Below are 14,492 nucleotides of genomic sequence, written 5' to 3'. Positions count from 1 at the left end.
AAAATTTGCGTTTTGTAGTGCCCCGTCCGGCAACCAGCCGGGGTCCCGGGGCTGAAACCGCGGACCGCACCCAGCGGCCCTGTAGAAAGTGGAGTTCCCATGGCAGCAAAATCCGTCCTCGACCAGATCATTTCCCTCGCCAAGCGCCGGGGGTTCGTATTCCAGGCCGGTGAAATCTATGGTGGCTCTCGTTCTGCCTGGGACTACGGGCCCCTCGGCGCTGAGCTGAAGGAAAACATCAAGCGCCAGTGGTGGCAGTCCGTGGTCCGCGGCCGCGAAGACGTCGTCGGCCTGGATTCCTCCGTCATCCTGCCGCGCCAGGTCTGGGAAGCGTCCGGCCACGTCGACGTGTTCTCCGACCCGCTGGTCGAGTGCCTCTCCTGCCACAAGCGCTACCGCGCCGACCACCTCGAGGAAGAGTTCGAGGAGAAGAAAGGCCGTCCCGCCGAGAACGGCCTCAAGGACATCGCCTGCGCCAACTGCGGCACCCGCGGCGAATGGACCGAACCCCAGGAATTCTCCGGCCTGCTCAAAACCTACCTCGGCCCGGTAGCCAGCGAAGAGGGCCTGCACTACCTGCGCCCCGAAACGGCCCAGGGCATCTTCGTCAACTTTTCCAACGTGCTCACCACCTCGCGCAAGAAGCCCCCGTTCGGGATCGGCCAGATCGGCAAGTCCTTCCGCAACGAGATCACCCCGGGCAACTTCATCTTCCGCACCCGTGAGTTCGAGCAGATGGAAATGGAGTTCTTCGTCGAACCCGGCACCGACGAGCAGTGGCACCAGTACTGGATGAAGGAGCGGATGTCCTGGTACACCGGCCTCGGCATCCGGGAAGAAAACCTGCGCTTCTTCGAACACCCGCTGGAAAAGCTCAGCCACTACTCCAAGGGCACCACGGACATCGAATACCGTTTCGGGTTCCACGGCTCCGAGTGGGGCGAGCTCGAGGGCGTCGCCAACCGCACGGACTTCGACCTGTCCACGCACTCCAAGGCCTCCGGCCAGGACCTGAGCTACTTCAACCAGGTCACCAACGAGCGCTACATCCCCTATGTGATTGAGCCGGCGGCCGGCCTCACCCGCTCCTTCATGGCGTTCATGATCGACGCCTACACCGAGGATGAGGCGCCCAACGCCAAGGGCGGCGTCGACATCCGCACGGTGCTCAAGCTCGATCCGCGCCTGGCCCCGGTCAAGGCAGCCGTGCTGCCGCTAAGCCGCAATGAGGACCTGTCCCCGAAGGCCAAGGACCTCGCCGCCCAGCTGCGCAAGAGCTGGAACATTGAGTTCGACGACGCCGGCGCCATCGGCCGCCGCTACCGCCGCCAGGACGAGATCGGCACCCCGTTCTGCATCACCGTGGACTTCGAGACCCTGGACGACCAGGCCGTCACGATCCGCGAACGCGACACCATGAGCCAGGACCGCGTGTCCCTGGACAAGGTGGAGGGCTATCTGGCCGCACGGCTGATCGGCGCCTGACCGTGGCGATCGCATACCGTCAATGGCGCGACGGCGATGACCTGGCCCTGCTGGAAATCTGGGGCGGGCCCGAAACCGAGCAGGCCCGGCAGTTCCGCGGCACCCTGGCCCCGTCGGGGAACAAGCCGTGGCGCCGCTGCATCGTGGCCGAGGACGTCGTCGACGGCGTGGCCATCCCGGTCGCGGCCGGCGTCGTCCACGAGGCATCACTGCATCCGGAACGGCTCTGGGCCTACATCGAGGTCGACCGGCAGCACCGCCGCACCGGTGTCGGCTCCACGCTGCTGACCATGCTCCGGCACGAGGCGGCGCAGTCGCCGTCGGGCGTTTCCCGGCTCCGGACCAAGGTGGAACCGGGAACGCCCGGCGCAACCTTCGCCGAGGCGGCGGGGCTGGCCCCGATCCAGCGCTCCAGGCTCGTCGTCGTCGAACCCGGCGCCCTCCGCCTGCCGGTTTTCGGTGACGGTTCCGAGGCTGCCGCCTCCGAGCAGGTCGAGGACCTGGCCACCGGGTCGGTGGAACTCAGCGACGTCGTGGGCCGGTACTACACCTCCGTGCACGGCTGGGACAGCCCCGGGGAGTTGAGCATCGGCACGGTCCAGCGGCTGTTCCTCGACGAGCTCAGCGGGGCCCACGGTGCCATTGTGCTGCGGGCGCCGAAGGCCAGCGCCTTCGGCCAGGGCGTGCCGGCCAGCAGGAAGGGCCGGCTTGAGGCGTTTGCCATCAGCTACGCCGAACTGGCCCCCGCGGAAGACCCTTCAGGGGACAAGACGGCAGGGGACAGATCAGCAGGGGACAAGGCAGCAGGGCAGGGCGCTGCCCCGGCAGGCCAGCCCACCGATGTGTTCCTGGGCCACGAGCCGAAACTCTCCGCGGAGGAGGCGCAGGCCGCCGTCCGGGATCTGCTGGCGCTGATTGCGTTCCAGCACCCGGTGCTGCTGGAACTGGACGACTCGATGGAGGCGCTGCGCGCCGTCGTCGAGCCGCTGCTGGAAAGCGGCAAAGCCCGCGTCCAGGGCGCCGAGACCCTGGTCCTCTCCGACCCGGCGTAGGCACCCTTAACCCAACTGACCCGCAGCTGTGGCCGTTATGAAGCGTTAAAGCGGCCACAGCTGCGGGTCAGTTTGCGTTCGGCGCAGTTAGCAAAACCTCGCCGGCTACTTGGGCATCACCGGGGGAACGAAGTCGAACGTCATCCCCAGCAGCCAGACGAGCAGCAGCACCACCGGCAGGTGGAAGACGAACTGCAGGAACGTGAAGCCGACCAGGTCGCGGGCCCGCAGCCGCAGCACCGCCAGCAGCGGCAGCATAAAGAAGGGGTTGATCAGGTTCGGCAGGGCCTCGGCAATGTTGTAGATCTGTACGGTCCAGCCGAGGTTCATCTGCACATCGGTGGCGGACTGCATCACATAGGGTGCCTCCACGAGCCACTTGCCGCCGCCGGAGGGGACCAGCAGGCCCAGCAGGGCCGTGTACAGCGCAATGACGACGGCGAAGCCACCGCCGCTGCCGATTTCCGTGAAGAATTCGGCCAGATGCGTGGAGATGGTCATCCCGCCGTGGCCGGTGGCCTTGGTCAGGATCGCGGCCATCGCGGCGTAGAGCGGGAACTGGACCAGGATGCCGGCCGTCGCCGGGACGGCCTTGGTGACTGCCTGGAGGAAGTTCCGCGGGGTCCCGTGCAGCACCAGGCCCAGGATGAGGAAGACCAGCAGGTAGCCGTTGAGGCTGCTCACCACGGTGAGGAAGGGCTTGGTCAGGAACTGCGAGACCAGCCAGCCGAGCGTCAGGATGCCGGCGAGGATGGGCAGGATCATGCTGTATTCGAGCCATTCGCCCGGGCGGGAGCGCGGCTCCGATTCGCTCGGTTCGTCGTCAAGGTCGACGCCGAGGTCCTCCGCGGTGCGGATCGAGCCGCCCTCGGGGGCCGAGAAGTGCGCGATCACCGTGGTCAGTGCCATCAGGATGGCCAGCGTGAGCAGCGACTGCCAGGTGAAGATGGTGGTGCCGAAGTCCAGGATGCCGGTGATCTTCAGCAGGGCCGGCGGCAGCGAGGCCGCGGTGGCCTGCAGTTGCGCCGCGGAGGAGGACAGGCCGAGCGCCCAGACCGCGCCGAGGCCCATGAAGGCCGCGGCGCCGAGCGCGCGGTAGTCCACGGTCAGGTCCTTGCGGCGGGCGATGGCGCGGGCCAGCAGGCCGCCGAAGATGAGGCTGAGGCCCCAGTTGAGGAAGGACACCGACATGGACATCAGCGCCACGAAGCTCACGGCGGTGCGGGCGGTCGCCGGGATGAGGGCCAGCCGGTTGATCAGTTTGGCCACGGGTGGGGAGGTGGCCACGACGTAGCCGGTCAGCACCACCATGGCCATCTGCAGGGTGAACGCTGTCAGGTCCCAGAACCCGTTGCCGAAGGAATCAGCGATGGACTGGGGCGAGGCGCCGATGGCCAGGGCGGCCACCGCGATGATGATGACGCCGGCCAGGGCGAAGATGTAGGCGTCCGGGAACCATTTCTCGGTCCACGCCGCCATCCGTTGGGCTATCCGGGCGAGACCGCGTTCTTCGCCGATTCCGCTGGTCGTCAGGACCGTGTTTGCCACAGAGGGGTACCTCTCCATTGAGTGCGATTTTGTACCCGGGAGAGTTTAGTCAGGACGACCGTGGTAACCGGGCATATCGGCGCCGGCCGCCGGCGCGCCGCGGACCCTCGGCCTCATCCAGGCGCTGCCGTTCCTCGTCGGTGGGTGCTCCGCCGCCGAGGTCGGCCGGCATCCACCACGCGCCCGGGGAAGGCGTGAGGGGAAAGTCGGCGATGCAGGCATCGATCCCGGCCTGGAGGGCCCGGCGGAGTGCTTCGGTGGTCTGCCGGGCGTCCTGGGCCGGGTCAACGGCCACCGGTTCGCCGACATGGATCCGGACGGGGGCGCGCCAGGCGCGGGCCGGGGAGAAGCCGTGGCGGCGGGTCATCAGCCGGTGGGCGCCCCAGACGGACACGGGGATGATGGGCACCCCGGCCTCGGCGGCCATCCGCACGGCACCGGTCTTGCATTCCCGCACCCGGAAGCTGCGGCTCACGCCGGCCTCGGGCAGGATCGCGATGTACTCGCCGGCCCGGAGCCGGGCGACGGCGGCGTCATAGGCGTGGGACCCCGAGTCGTACCCCACCGCGACGTGCCCGGCGGCGCTGACTGCGGGCCCGGCAAACCAGTGGTCGGCCGCCGCCTGGGTGACCAGGAAGCGCATCTGGGCCCTCGCATGCCACCACAGCAGCAGCTCGGCGAACGCGAAGTCGAGGTACCCGAAGTGTGTGATGGCGACGACGGCGCCCCGGCCGGGGACGACGCGGCGGGAGGAGCCGCGCGGGGCATGGCCGAGGGGTTCCTGCGCCGGGAGGTGCTCGCGTCCGGTGACGATGACCCGGATCCGGAACAGCCGCCGCAGCGCCAGTCCGGTGCGGACGATGACGCGGTAGAAACGGTCGCTGGGCCGGGGCCGCCACGGCATTCTAGCGGCCGTCCTGCTGGTGCCGGTCCGGCTGGTGTGCACCGGGGCGGTGCCCGCGGCCGCGCGGCCGGCGCGGCGGCAGGGGAAGGAAGCCCGAGGTGGATTCCACGTATTCCCTGTACCCGGGGCGGGCGGACATGGCCTTCTCGGTGAGCGGCTTGCCGGATTTGCCGGCGAGCAGCCAGATCATCAGGGCCGGGGAGAGGACAGTCAGAGCCCCCGGCCAGGAATCAGCGGCGACGAGGAAAAGCCCGGTCCAGACGGCGGCATCGCCGAAGTAGTTCGGGTGGCGGGTGTAGCGCCAGAGCCCGGTGTCCAGCACGGTGCCGCGCCTGGCCGGATCGGCCTTGAACTGTGCCAACTGCCGGTCGCCAACGGTCTCGAAGACGAAGCCGACCACCCAGAGCAGCACGCCCAGCCAGGCCAGCCAGCCGAGGCTGCCGGTGCTGAACATCCCCACCTGGACGGTGAGCGAGACGAAGAACAGGATCAGGCCCTGTGGCAGGTAGACCTTGCGCAGGGCGTAGACGTTGCGGGACCCGGGGGCCGGGGAGAGCAGGTCCACGTACCGCGGATCCTCGTGGCCGCCGCGGGCGCGGAGGCCGATGTGGAGGGCGAGGCGGATGCCCCACACCGCCACGAGCGCCAGAAGCAGCAGGCGGCGGCCGCCGTCGCCCTGTCCGGACGAGAGGAACCAGGAGATGGCGGCCACGACGACGAACCCCAGGCCCCAGACGGTGTCGATGATCGAATGCCGGCTCTGGCGGACGGCGACGGCGAAGGTGCCGGCCAGCAGCACCACGAGGCCCGCCGCCACCCACGGAAGGCTGGCCAGGAAGGCCCCCAACGGGAAAACGCTGAGCGGAAAGTCCGGCATCACAGCACGACCGGCAGGCCGGCGCCGGAGGCAGGCAGGAGGCTGCGGAACGCATCGGCGCCGCGCCCGAGGTCCCGGCCGGAACTGGCGTCGAAGGCGTCGAGGATGAAGCCGTTGGCCAGCGAGTTCCACAGGCCCACCCGGCGGAACATAAAGTGCCCGGCACCCTTGAGCGCGACGTAATCAACTGACTTGGCAACGCCGTCTGCCCGGCGGGCGTAGGCGAGCGAGTTCGCGGGGCTGGTCCAGCGGTCCTTGGTGCCGTGGACAATCAGGATCCGGCGGCCGGCCACGCGCTCCACCGGGGTCTGGGCATCGAGCCAGGGCGCCAGCGCGACGACGGCCTCCACCTGGGGGTGGTCCGCGACGCAGAGCGCGGTCAGTCCGCCCATCGAGTGGCCGAGGAGGTAAACGGGAACGCCGGGATGTTCGCGGCTGATGTGGGCGAGCGCCCAGCGGGCATCCTGGACGGGGGACATGTCCTTCCCGTTCCAGCCCCGGTACCGGTTCCGGAGGGTCCAGACGGCCAGCCCGTTGCGTGCGCCGCCGCTCTGAAGTGCCCGCGCGAAGGGCAGCATCCGGGCGGGACTCAGGTGCCTGCCGCGGACGGATTCGAAGCTCTTGGACCGCCCGCCGTGCAGCACCAGGGCGACACCCCGGGTCTCGCCGCTGGCCCGGGCAATGCTCAAAACGGCTTTGGCGTCCGCCCCGGAGCCCGCCGGCTCAGGTTCGCGGTCGTCGATCTTGCGTATGGCCACGCCAATCCTCCACATCTTGTCCGTCACTTCCAACCATAGGGCGCAGGGCCCGCAGTGAACATTCGGAGCGGCTGGCCCGAAAGATTGGCGGCGGCGGACGGGCGTGTGCCGCGGGCGCCGCCCGAACGGGCGGACGGGGACTCCGGTGCCGGCTAATTCCCCTTGACGGAGCAAAAGCGGAGGAGTAAGCCTGTGCTCGTAAACCTCCGGGCGCCATGCCGGCTGGGAGCACACGTGACCGTCCGGGTCGGAAACCACGACGAAATCGACGGTACAAAAAATGAACGGAATCAGCTTCGATAGCCTGCGCGAGCAAGTCCGAGGGCAGGTCATCACGTCCGCCGACGCCGGCTACGACGCGGCGCGCGCGGTCTTCAACGGCATGATCGACAAGAGGCCGGCAGCGGTGGCCCAGGTGGCCCAGGTGGCCGATGTCATTTCCTGCGTCAACTTCGCCAGGGACAACTCCCTTGACTTGGCGGTCCGCGGAGGAGGACACAGCGCGCCCGGCTTTGGGACGTGGGATGACGCCCTGGTCATAGACTTCTCAAAGACCACGGGCGTCCGGATCGATCCCGCAGCCGCGACGGCGCGCGCGGAGGCCGGTGCGACGTGGGCCGACTTCAACCACGCGACGCATGCCTTCGGGCTGGCAACGCCTGGTGGCATTGTCGGCTCGACCGGCATCGCCGGGCTGACCCTCGGCGGCGGCATCGGCTACCTAAGCCGCAAATATGGGCTCAGTTGCGACAACCTCCTCTCGGCCGACGTCGTCACGGCCGAGGGAAAGTTCCTTACCGCCAGCGAAAGCGACAACGAGGACCTGTTCTGGGCACTCCGCGGCGGCGGCGGGAACTTTGGCGTCGTGACGTCATTCGAATACCGGATGCACCCCGTAGACATGGTCCACGCCGGCATCATCATTTACCCCATCGAGCATGCGGAGACGGTGGCACGGTTTTACCGGGACCACATGGCCACCGCCCCGGAGGAGTTCGGCGCCTTCCTCGCCTTCCATCAGGGCCCGCCGGTGCCGTTCCTGCCCGAGGGGTGGCATGGCAAGCCGGTGTGCGTCGTCGTCGGCATGTGGACCGGCGATCCGGCGGAAGGACCGGCGCGCTGGCAGCCGTTCCTGGACGTCGCGCAGCCGGCGGGATCCATGGTGGGGCCCATGCCGTACCCCGCCTTGAACACAGCTTTCGACCCGCTGCAGCCCCCCGGCATGCAGGCGTACTGGAAAGCGGATTTCCTGGCGGAGCTCAATGACGGAGCCATCGCCGCGCACATCGAACACGGCGCTAAGGTCCCCAGTGTGCAAACCGCGGTGCATATCTACCCCATCGATGGCGCTGTCCAGCGGGTGGGCGCCACGGATACGGCGTTCGCCAACCGGAACGTGAAGTTTTCGCCCGTGATCGCGGCGCAGTGGATGGACCCCGCAGAGAACGAGGCAAACATCGCCTGGGTGCGGGGCTACGCGGCCGCGCTGCGGCCCTATTCGGCTCCCGGCGGCTACATCAATTTCATGGACGGCGACGACCTCAGCCGGGTTGCGGAAAACTACGGGCCGAACTACCAGCGCCTGCGGGAGGTCAAAGCGAAGTACGATCCGCAGAACCTCTTCCACGTCAACCAGAACATCCCGCCCGCCTAGCCCGCCCGGCGCCGGGCAGGCGTCCCGGCACGTCATGCGTCAGGTCCGGGCCGGGAAACGCCGTAAAGTCTTCGGCATGAGGTTGAACTGCTGATGGGCGCCGGACATTCACACACCCCGCAAGGACACGCGCATCCGACACCCCAGTCGCTCGTTGCACGGAAGAGGGCCAACCTCATCCTGGCCGCCATCCTGATCCCGCTGACGCTGCTGACCCTCGTGGCGATGGCGCTGCTGTGGCCCTCGGGCAGCAAGGAGGGGATCACGCTCGCGAGCCCCTACGCGGCCGCGCCGGGCGTCACATTCGACACCGGCAAGATCCAGCGCGTGGTCACCGGCAGCTGCATGGACGCCCTCCCGCCGGGACAGGCCGGGATGGACGCGGCCCCGCAGCAGGGATCGGAATGCACTTTTGCGTTCACGGTCCCGGACAAGGGCGGCAACCCCGTCAAGGTCGTCATCAACCCCGACGTCGCCAAGTCACACGGCGTCAAGGTCGGCGACAACATCCGCTACCTGAACCTCTCGAAGGTCCAGGGCGCCGAAGCGCAGGGCACGCCGGCCTATGTCTTCGTCGACTTTGTCCGGACCCTGCCGATCATTTTCCTCGCGGTGCTCTACGCCGCCGTCGTGATCGCCGTGGCGCGCTGGCGCGGGCTGCGCGCGCTGATCGGGCTCGTCGGCGCCTACGGTGTGCTGGTGTCCTTTATGCTCCCGGGGCTGGTGGAGGGCAAGCCGCCGCTGCTGCTGGCGCTGGTGGGGTCCACGGTGATCATGATCGGGGTGCTCTACTTCGCCCACGGCTTCTCCGCCCGGACCTCGACGGCGCTGCTGGGCACCATGTTCGGCCTGGCGATTACCGCGCTGCTGGCGGCCTGGGCCACCGACGCCGCCAACCTCGCCGGCGTCGGCAGCCACGATTCCGCCACTCTCGCGAACATCTCGGGCAATATCTCCATCTCCGGCATCATCCTGTGCGGCCTCATCATTTCCGGACTGGGCGTCCTCAACGACGTCACCATCACGCAGTCCTCGGCCGTCTGGGAACTGTGGGAACTGGCCCCGGAAACCTCGGCACGCCAGCTATTCACCTCCGCCATGCGGATCGGCCGGGACCACATCGCCTCGACCGTCTACACCATCGCGTTCGCTTACGCCGGCGCGGCCCTGCCGGTGCTGATCCTGGTGATGCTCTACGAGCGGCCGCTCGGTGACGCGCTCACCAGCGCCGAGCTCTCCGAGGAAGTGATCCGGACCCTGGTCGGCTCCGTCGGACTGGTCCTGGCGATCCCGGTCACCACGGTGATCGCGGTCCTTGTGGTGAAGGCAACCGGTATCAAGGCCCCCGGCGGGGCCGCGGGAACGGGCCGCAGCGCCGCCGTCGTTCCCCCCGCCGGCGCAGCGGACGACGCCGGCTCCCGGGCCGGGGGTTCCGCCGGGAGCAGGCCTGGGGTCACCGATGCCGCCCCCGACGGTGCCTTCGCAGCGGCGCCGGCAGGGCGCCGCGGGCGGCGCGCTGCCGCACCGGACTGACCCGGGGTTTTCCACATAGCGGGAGCGGATCCGGCCGATTTGCCCGGCTTTGAGACAATGAACAGGTGACTGTTGTAGCTACCCCTCCCGCCGCCAAGCTGGAACTCCCGCCCCTGAAGCTGGGCCCCATCACGGTGGACACCCCCGTGATCCTGGCGCCCATGGCGGGGATCACCAACTCCGCGTTCCGCCGGCTCTGCCGTGAATACGGCGGCGGCCTGTACGTCGCGGAGATGGTCACCTCCCGCGCCCTTGTGGAGCGCACGCCGGAATCCCTGCGCATCATCGCCCACGACGACGACGAGAAGGTCCGGTCCGTCCAGCTCTACGGTGTGGACCCCGTCACGGTCGGCCAGGCCGTCCGCATGCTCGTCGAGGAGGACCGGGCGGACCACATCGATCTCAACTTCGGCTGCCCCGTGCCCAAGGTCACCCGGCGGGGCGGCGGCTCGGCCCTGCCCTGGAAGATCGATCTGTTCACCTCGATCGTGCAGACCGCGGTCAAGGAAGCCTCCCGGGGCAACGTCCCGCTGACCATCAAGATGCGCAAGGGCATTGACGAGGACCACCTGACCTACCTCGACGCCGGCCGGATCGCCCGCGATTCCGGCGTCGCCGCCGTCGCGCTCCACGGCCGCACCGCCGCCCAGTTCTACTCCGGCCAGGCCGACTGGTCCGCGATTGCCCGGCTGCGTGAGGCGCTGCCGGACATCCCGGTGCTCGGCAACGGCGACATCTGGTCCGCCGAGGATGCCATCCGCATGGTCCGCGAGACCGGCGTCGACGGTGTTGTGGTGGGCCGCGGCTGCCAGGGCCGCCCGTGGCTGTTCGGCGACCTCATGGCCGCCTTCGAAGGCAGCGACGCCCGCCACAAACCGGCCCTGCGGCAGGTGGCGGAAGGTGTGTACCGCCACGCGCAACTGATGGTCGAGACGTTCGGCAACGATGAAGGCAAGGCGCTCCGGGAGATCCGCAAGCACATGGCCTGGTACTTCAAGGGCTACGTCGTCGGCAGTGAACTGCGGACCAAACTAGCCATGGTGACCAGCCTGGAGGTCCTGCGCGACACCCTGGACCAGCTGGACCTGGACTCGCCGTACCCCGGCGGGGACGCCGAGGGCCCCCGCGGCCGGGCCGGCTCGCCCAAGAAGCCCGCACTGCCCAAGGACTGGCTGCTGGACCGCAACATGGACGCCGCCCAGTCGCGTGAGATCAGCCACGCGGAACTGGACGTGTCCGGTGGCTGAAACCAGGACCACCGCCCCCGTGCTCGACGGGTACGTCGCCCGGGACACCGCCCGCTGGGTGGAGGAACCGCCCAAGTCCACGTACCGCTCCGACTTCGAACGCGACCGGGCCCGGGTGCTGCACTCCTCGGCGCTGCGCCGGCTCGGTGCCAAGACCCAGGTCGTGGCACCCGACACCGACGACTTTGTCCGGACCCGCCTGACCCACAGCCTCGAAGTGGCCCAGGTGGGCCGCGAGCTGGGCCGTGCCCTGGGCTGCGACCCCGACGTCGTGGACACCGCCTGCCTCAGCCACGACCTCGGCCACCCGCCGTTCGGCCATAACGGCGAATCGGCCCTGAACGAGGTCGCCCACGCCATCGGCGGCTTCGAAGGCAACGCCCAGACGCTGCGCCTGCTGACCCGGCTGGAGCCCAAGGTCCTCACCACGGATGGCAGCCCCGCCGGGCTCAACCTCACCCGCGCCAGCCTAGACGCCGCGGCGAAGTACCCGTGGTCGGCGGCGAACGCGCCCGTCATCCACGGGGAGCGGACCAGCAAGTTCGGCGCCTACGAGGACGACCTGCCGATCTTCGACTGGATCCGCGAGGACGCCCCGGAGCGCCGCTCCTGCCTCGAAGCGCAGGTCATGGACCTCGCCGACGACATCTCCTACTCCGTGCACGACGTGGAGGACGCCATCGTCGCCGGGCACTTCCAGCTGCGCTGGATGGACAATCCGGACCACCGGGCCCGGGTGGTCGGCTACGCCAAGCAGTGGTATCTGCCGCAGAACGACCCGGCCGCGATTGATGCGGCCCTGGCCCGGCTGGAAGCGACCGCCGTCTGGGTGCGCGAGGCCGACGGCAGCCGCAAGTCCATGGCGGCGCTCAAGGACATGACCAGCCAGCTGATCGGCAGGTTCTGCCAGAGCGCGCTGGCGTCCACCCGCGCTGTCTACGGCCCGGAGAACCTGACCCGCTACAACGCGGAGCTGATCGTGCCGGAAGAAACCGTGATGGAAATCGCCGTGATGAAGGGCCTGGCCACCACCTTCGTGATGACCACCGAACACCGGCGGCCGATCTACGAGCGCCAGCGCGAGGTCCTGCACGCCCTCGTGACGGCCCTGAGCGCCACCGCGGACCGCCACCTGGAGCCGATGTTCGCCGCCGACTGGCGCGACGCGGAGGACGACGGCGCGCGGCTGCGTGTCGTGATCGACCAGGTGGCGTCGTTGACCGACGGTTCCGCGCTGGCCATGTACGAGCGGCTCGTGGGCAGCCTGCCCTCGCTGTGGTGACGGCCCTGGTGACCTTGCCCGCAGTGCCCTGCTATGCGCCAGTCCTGTCGGGGCGCGGTACTAGGATGGCACTGTGGCCGGCCTGATCAAACGTCAAGATATCGACGAAGTACGCCAGCGTACGGACATCAAGGAAGTCGTCGACGGCTACGTGACCCTCAAGGGGGCGGGGCTGGGCTCCTACAAGGGACTGTGCCCCTTCCATGACGAGCGATCGCCCTCTTTCACCGTCCGCCCCCAGGTGGGCAGGTACCACTGCTTCGGCTGCGGCGAGGACGGCGACGTCATCTCCTTCGTCCAAAAACTGGACCACACCTCCTTCCACGAGGCCGTCGAAAAGCTCGCCGCCCGGATCGGCTTCGAACTCCGGTACGAGGACGGCGGCTCCGGACCGAACCGCGAGGACGTCGGCCGCCGGCAGCGGCTGATCGATGCCCACAAGGTCGCGGACGAGTTCTTCCGCGCCCAGCTGCTGACCCCCGGAGCCACCGAGGGCCGGACCTTCCTGCACGACCGCGGCTTCGACCGCGCCGCGGCCGACCAGTTCGGCGTCGGCTACGCCCCGCAGGGCTGGGACTCGCTGCTCAAACACCTCCGCGGCCGTGGCTACACGGATCCCGAACTCAAACTCACGGGAATGTTCTCCGAGGGCGGGCGGGGGATCTACGACCGGTTCCGCGGCCGGCTGATCTGGCCCATCCGCGACATCGCGGGGGACACCATCGGCTTCGGTGCCCGCAAACTCTACGAGGACGACCAAGGCCCCAAGTACCTCAACACCCCCGAGACCGCGCTCTACAAGAAGTCGCAGGTGCTCTACGGGATCGACCTCGCCAAGCGCAGCATCGCCAAGGACCGTCAGCTCGTTGTGGTGGAGGGCTACACCGACGTGATGGCCTGCCACCTCGCCGGGATCACCACCGCGGTGGCCACCTGCGGCACGGCCTTCGGCACCGAACACATCAAGATTGCCCGCCGCCTGCTCTCCGACGACGGCAGCGGCGGCGAAGTCATCTTCACCTTCGACGGCGACGCGGCCGGCCAGAAGGCGGCCCTGCGGGCCTTCGAGGAGGACCAGCGGTTCGTGGCGCAGACCTACGTGGCCGTGGAGCCCAACGGCGCGGATCCCTGTGAGCTGCGTCAGTCCAAGGGCGACGCCGCCGTCCGGGACCTGATCGCCACCCGCCGTCCATTGTTCGAATTTGCCATCCGTGCCGCGCTGAAACGGCACAACCTGGACACGGTCGAGGGCCGGATCGCCGCCTTACGGGAATCCGCCCCGGTCGTCGCGCAGATCCGCGACGCCGGCATCCGTCCGGCGTACGCCCGGGAACTGTCCGGCTGGCTGGGCATGCCGGTCGAGGAAGTCAGCCGGGCCGTGGGCGCTGCCGCCAAGCGTGCCGCCCAGGCGCCGTCGGGCGGAGCCGGTTCCGGCTCCTACCAGGGCCGCGGCCAGAGCTCCGGGTACGCAACGGTGACCGGCGGGGGATCCGCGCCGGGGGTGGCTCCCTTGACCGGGTCGGCCACGCTGCCGTCCTTCAACCGTCCCGACCCGCGCGACCCCGTGGCCGCAATGGAACGGCAGGCGCTGGAGGTTGCCCTCCAGCAGCCCGGGATGCTTGAAGGCGAGACCTGGCAGCGTTTCTCCGAGGCGAGATTCTCGACGCCGGCGTACCTGGCCATCCACGAGGCCATCCGGGCCACCGGGCTGGCGTTCGCGGGTGATCCGGTGCGGTGGGTGGAACAGCTGCTGCAGGAGGTGCCCGAGCCGCTGCGACCGCTCGTGTCCGAGCTGGCGGTGGTCCCGCTGCCGGCCAGCACCGCGGACGGCGTCGTGCGCTACTGCAAGGACATTCTGGCGCGCCTGTTCGAGCTGCAGATCACCAAGGTCAAAGCCGAGAAGATGGGACAGTTGCAGCGGCTGGACGCGACAGCCGACCCGGAGGAGTTCCAGCGGCTCAACCGCGAGCTCATGCAGCTGGAGATGCAGAGGCGGTCCCTGCGCGCGGAGGCCTGACCTCCGAGCCCGGTCGGCCCGCCGTGTTGTTCCGCGGGGCGTCGTCCCGCAGCGAGTCACGCAGGGGCAATTTCACTTCCTGGCAGGGAGTTTGCTAGGCTTATATCCGCTTCATTCCTCCTTAGCTCAATTGGC

Annotated in this window: 11 protein-coding genes and 1 tRNA gene (1 of these 12 only partly in view); 8 read left to right on the top strand and 4 right to left on the bottom strand. The window is 68.9% G+C overall.

Annotation, left to right across the window (positions count from 1 at the left end; all coding sequences use genetic code 11):
* The first annotated feature begins 99 nt into the window (after positions 1 to 99).
* Both QK291_RS08245 and QK291_RS08240 read left to right on the top strand, forming a co-directional pair.
* Entirely contained in the window at positions 100 to 1,485 is a 1,386-nt protein-coding gene (locus QK291_RS08245; RefSeq protein WP_282380739.1) for a glycine--tRNA ligase, read from the top strand.
* A gap of 2 nt (positions 1,486 to 1,487) precedes the next feature.
* On the top strand, positions 1,488 to 2,537 hold the full coding sequence (locus QK291_RS08240) for a GNAT family N-acetyltransferase (RefSeq protein WP_282380737.1): 1,050 nt from the start codon (positions 1,488 to 1,490) through the stop codon (positions 2,535 to 2,537).
* 105 nt (positions 2,538 to 2,642) lie between these two features.
* On the opposite strand, the gene QK291_RS08235 is transcribed toward QK291_RS08240, so the two are convergent.
* Genes QK291_RS08235 through QK291_RS08220 form a run of 4 tightly spaced genes read right to left on the bottom strand, consistent with a single transcriptional unit; the run spans position 2,643 to position 6,624 of the window.
* Entirely contained in the window at positions 2,643 to 4,085 is a 1,443-nt protein-coding gene (locus QK291_RS08235) for a TIGR00366 family protein (RefSeq protein ID WP_282380736.1), read from the bottom strand.
* Between the two features lie 49 nt (positions 4,086 to 4,134).
* Positions 4,135 to 4,989, bottom strand: a complete 855-nt coding sequence (locus QK291_RS08230; RefSeq protein WP_282380734.1) for a lysophospholipid acyltransferase family protein — start codon at positions 4,987 to 4,989, stop codon at positions 4,135 to 4,137.
* Between the two features lies 1 nt (position 4,990).
* Positions 4,991 to 5,866 carry a DUF1295 domain-containing protein gene (locus QK291_RS08225; RefSeq protein WP_282380732.1) on the bottom strand — a complete coding sequence of 292 codons (876 nt, stop codon included), beginning with the start codon at positions 5,864 to 5,866 and terminating at the stop codon, positions 4,991 to 4,993.
* A complete protein-coding gene (locus QK291_RS08220; protein ID WP_348994565.1) occupies positions 5,866 to 6,624 on the bottom strand; it encodes an alpha/beta fold hydrolase in 759 nt (252 codons plus the stop codon). Before QK291_RS08220 ends, QK291_RS08225 begins: the two co-directional genes overlap by 1 nt.
* Before the next feature lie 280 nt (positions 6,625 to 6,904).
* Here QK291_RS08220 and QK291_RS08215 point away from each other — a divergent pair, with 280 nt between their 5' ends.
* The 6 genes from QK291_RS08215 to QK291_RS08190 form a co-directional block, all read left to right on the top strand.
* Positions 6,905 to 8,278 (top strand): FAD-binding oxidoreductase, encoded by a 1,374-nt coding sequence (locus tag QK291_RS08215; RefSeq protein ID WP_282380730.1) that lies wholly within the window; start codon positions 6,905 to 6,907, stop codon positions 8,276 to 8,278.
* Positions 8,279 to 8,371: 93 nt separating this feature from the next.
* A complete protein-coding gene (locus QK291_RS08210; protein WP_282380727.1) occupies positions 8,372 to 9,811 on the top strand; it encodes a YibE/F family protein in 1,440 nt (479 codons plus the stop codon).
* 65 nt (positions 9,812 to 9,876) lie between these two features.
* On the top strand, positions 9,877 to 11,058 hold the full coding sequence (gene dusB, locus QK291_RS08205; RefSeq protein WP_282380725.1) for a tRNA dihydrouridine synthase DusB: 1,182 nt from the start codon (positions 9,877 to 9,879) through the stop codon (positions 11,056 to 11,058).
* Complete coding sequence (locus QK291_RS08200; RefSeq protein ID WP_282380723.1) at positions 11,051 to 12,340, top strand: deoxyguanosinetriphosphate triphosphohydrolase; 1,290 nt, start codon at positions 11,051 to 11,053, stop codon at positions 12,338 to 12,340. The genes dusB and QK291_RS08200 overlap by 8 nt, the downstream gene beginning before the upstream one ends.
* Positions 12,341 to 12,413: 73 nt before the next feature.
* Entirely contained in the window at positions 12,414 to 14,357 is a 1,944-nt protein-coding gene (gene dnaG / locus QK291_RS08195) for a DNA primase (RefSeq protein ID WP_282380721.1), read from the top strand.
* Between the two features lie 115 nt (positions 14,358 to 14,472).
* A tRNA-Asn gene (locus tag QK291_RS08190) sits at positions 14,473 to 14,492 on the top strand (it continues 153 nt past the right edge of the window).

The sequence above is a fragment of the Arthrobacter sp. AL12 genome (assembly GCF_029960645.1).
Taxonomy (GTDB): Bacteria; Actinomycetota; Actinomycetes; order Actinomycetales; family Micrococcaceae; genus Arthrobacter.
This window is presented reverse-complemented; position numbering and strand designations above follow the sequence as displayed.

Bases quoted from the DNA above. Each gene is read 5' to 3' on its own strand.
- QK291_RS08210 (WP_282380727.1), top strand. From the start codon at position 8,372: ATGGGCGCCGGACATTCACACACCCCGCAAGGACACGCGCATCCGACA.
- QK291_RS08230 (WP_282380734.1), bottom strand. From the start codon at position 4,989: ATGCCGTGGCGGCCCCGGCCCAGCGACCGTTTCTACCGCGTCATCGTC.
- QK291_RS08225 (WP_282380732.1), bottom strand. From the start codon at position 5,866: ATGCCGGACTTTCCGCTCAGCGTTTTCCCGTTGGGGGCCTTCCTGGCC.
- QK291_RS08245 (WP_282380739.1), top strand. From the start codon at position 100: ATGGCAGCAAAATCCGTCCTCGACCAGATCATTTCCCTCGCCAAGCGC.
- QK291_RS08215 (WP_282380730.1), top strand. From the start codon at position 6,905: ATGAACGGAATCAGCTTCGATAGCCTGCGCGAGCAAGTCCGAGGGCAG.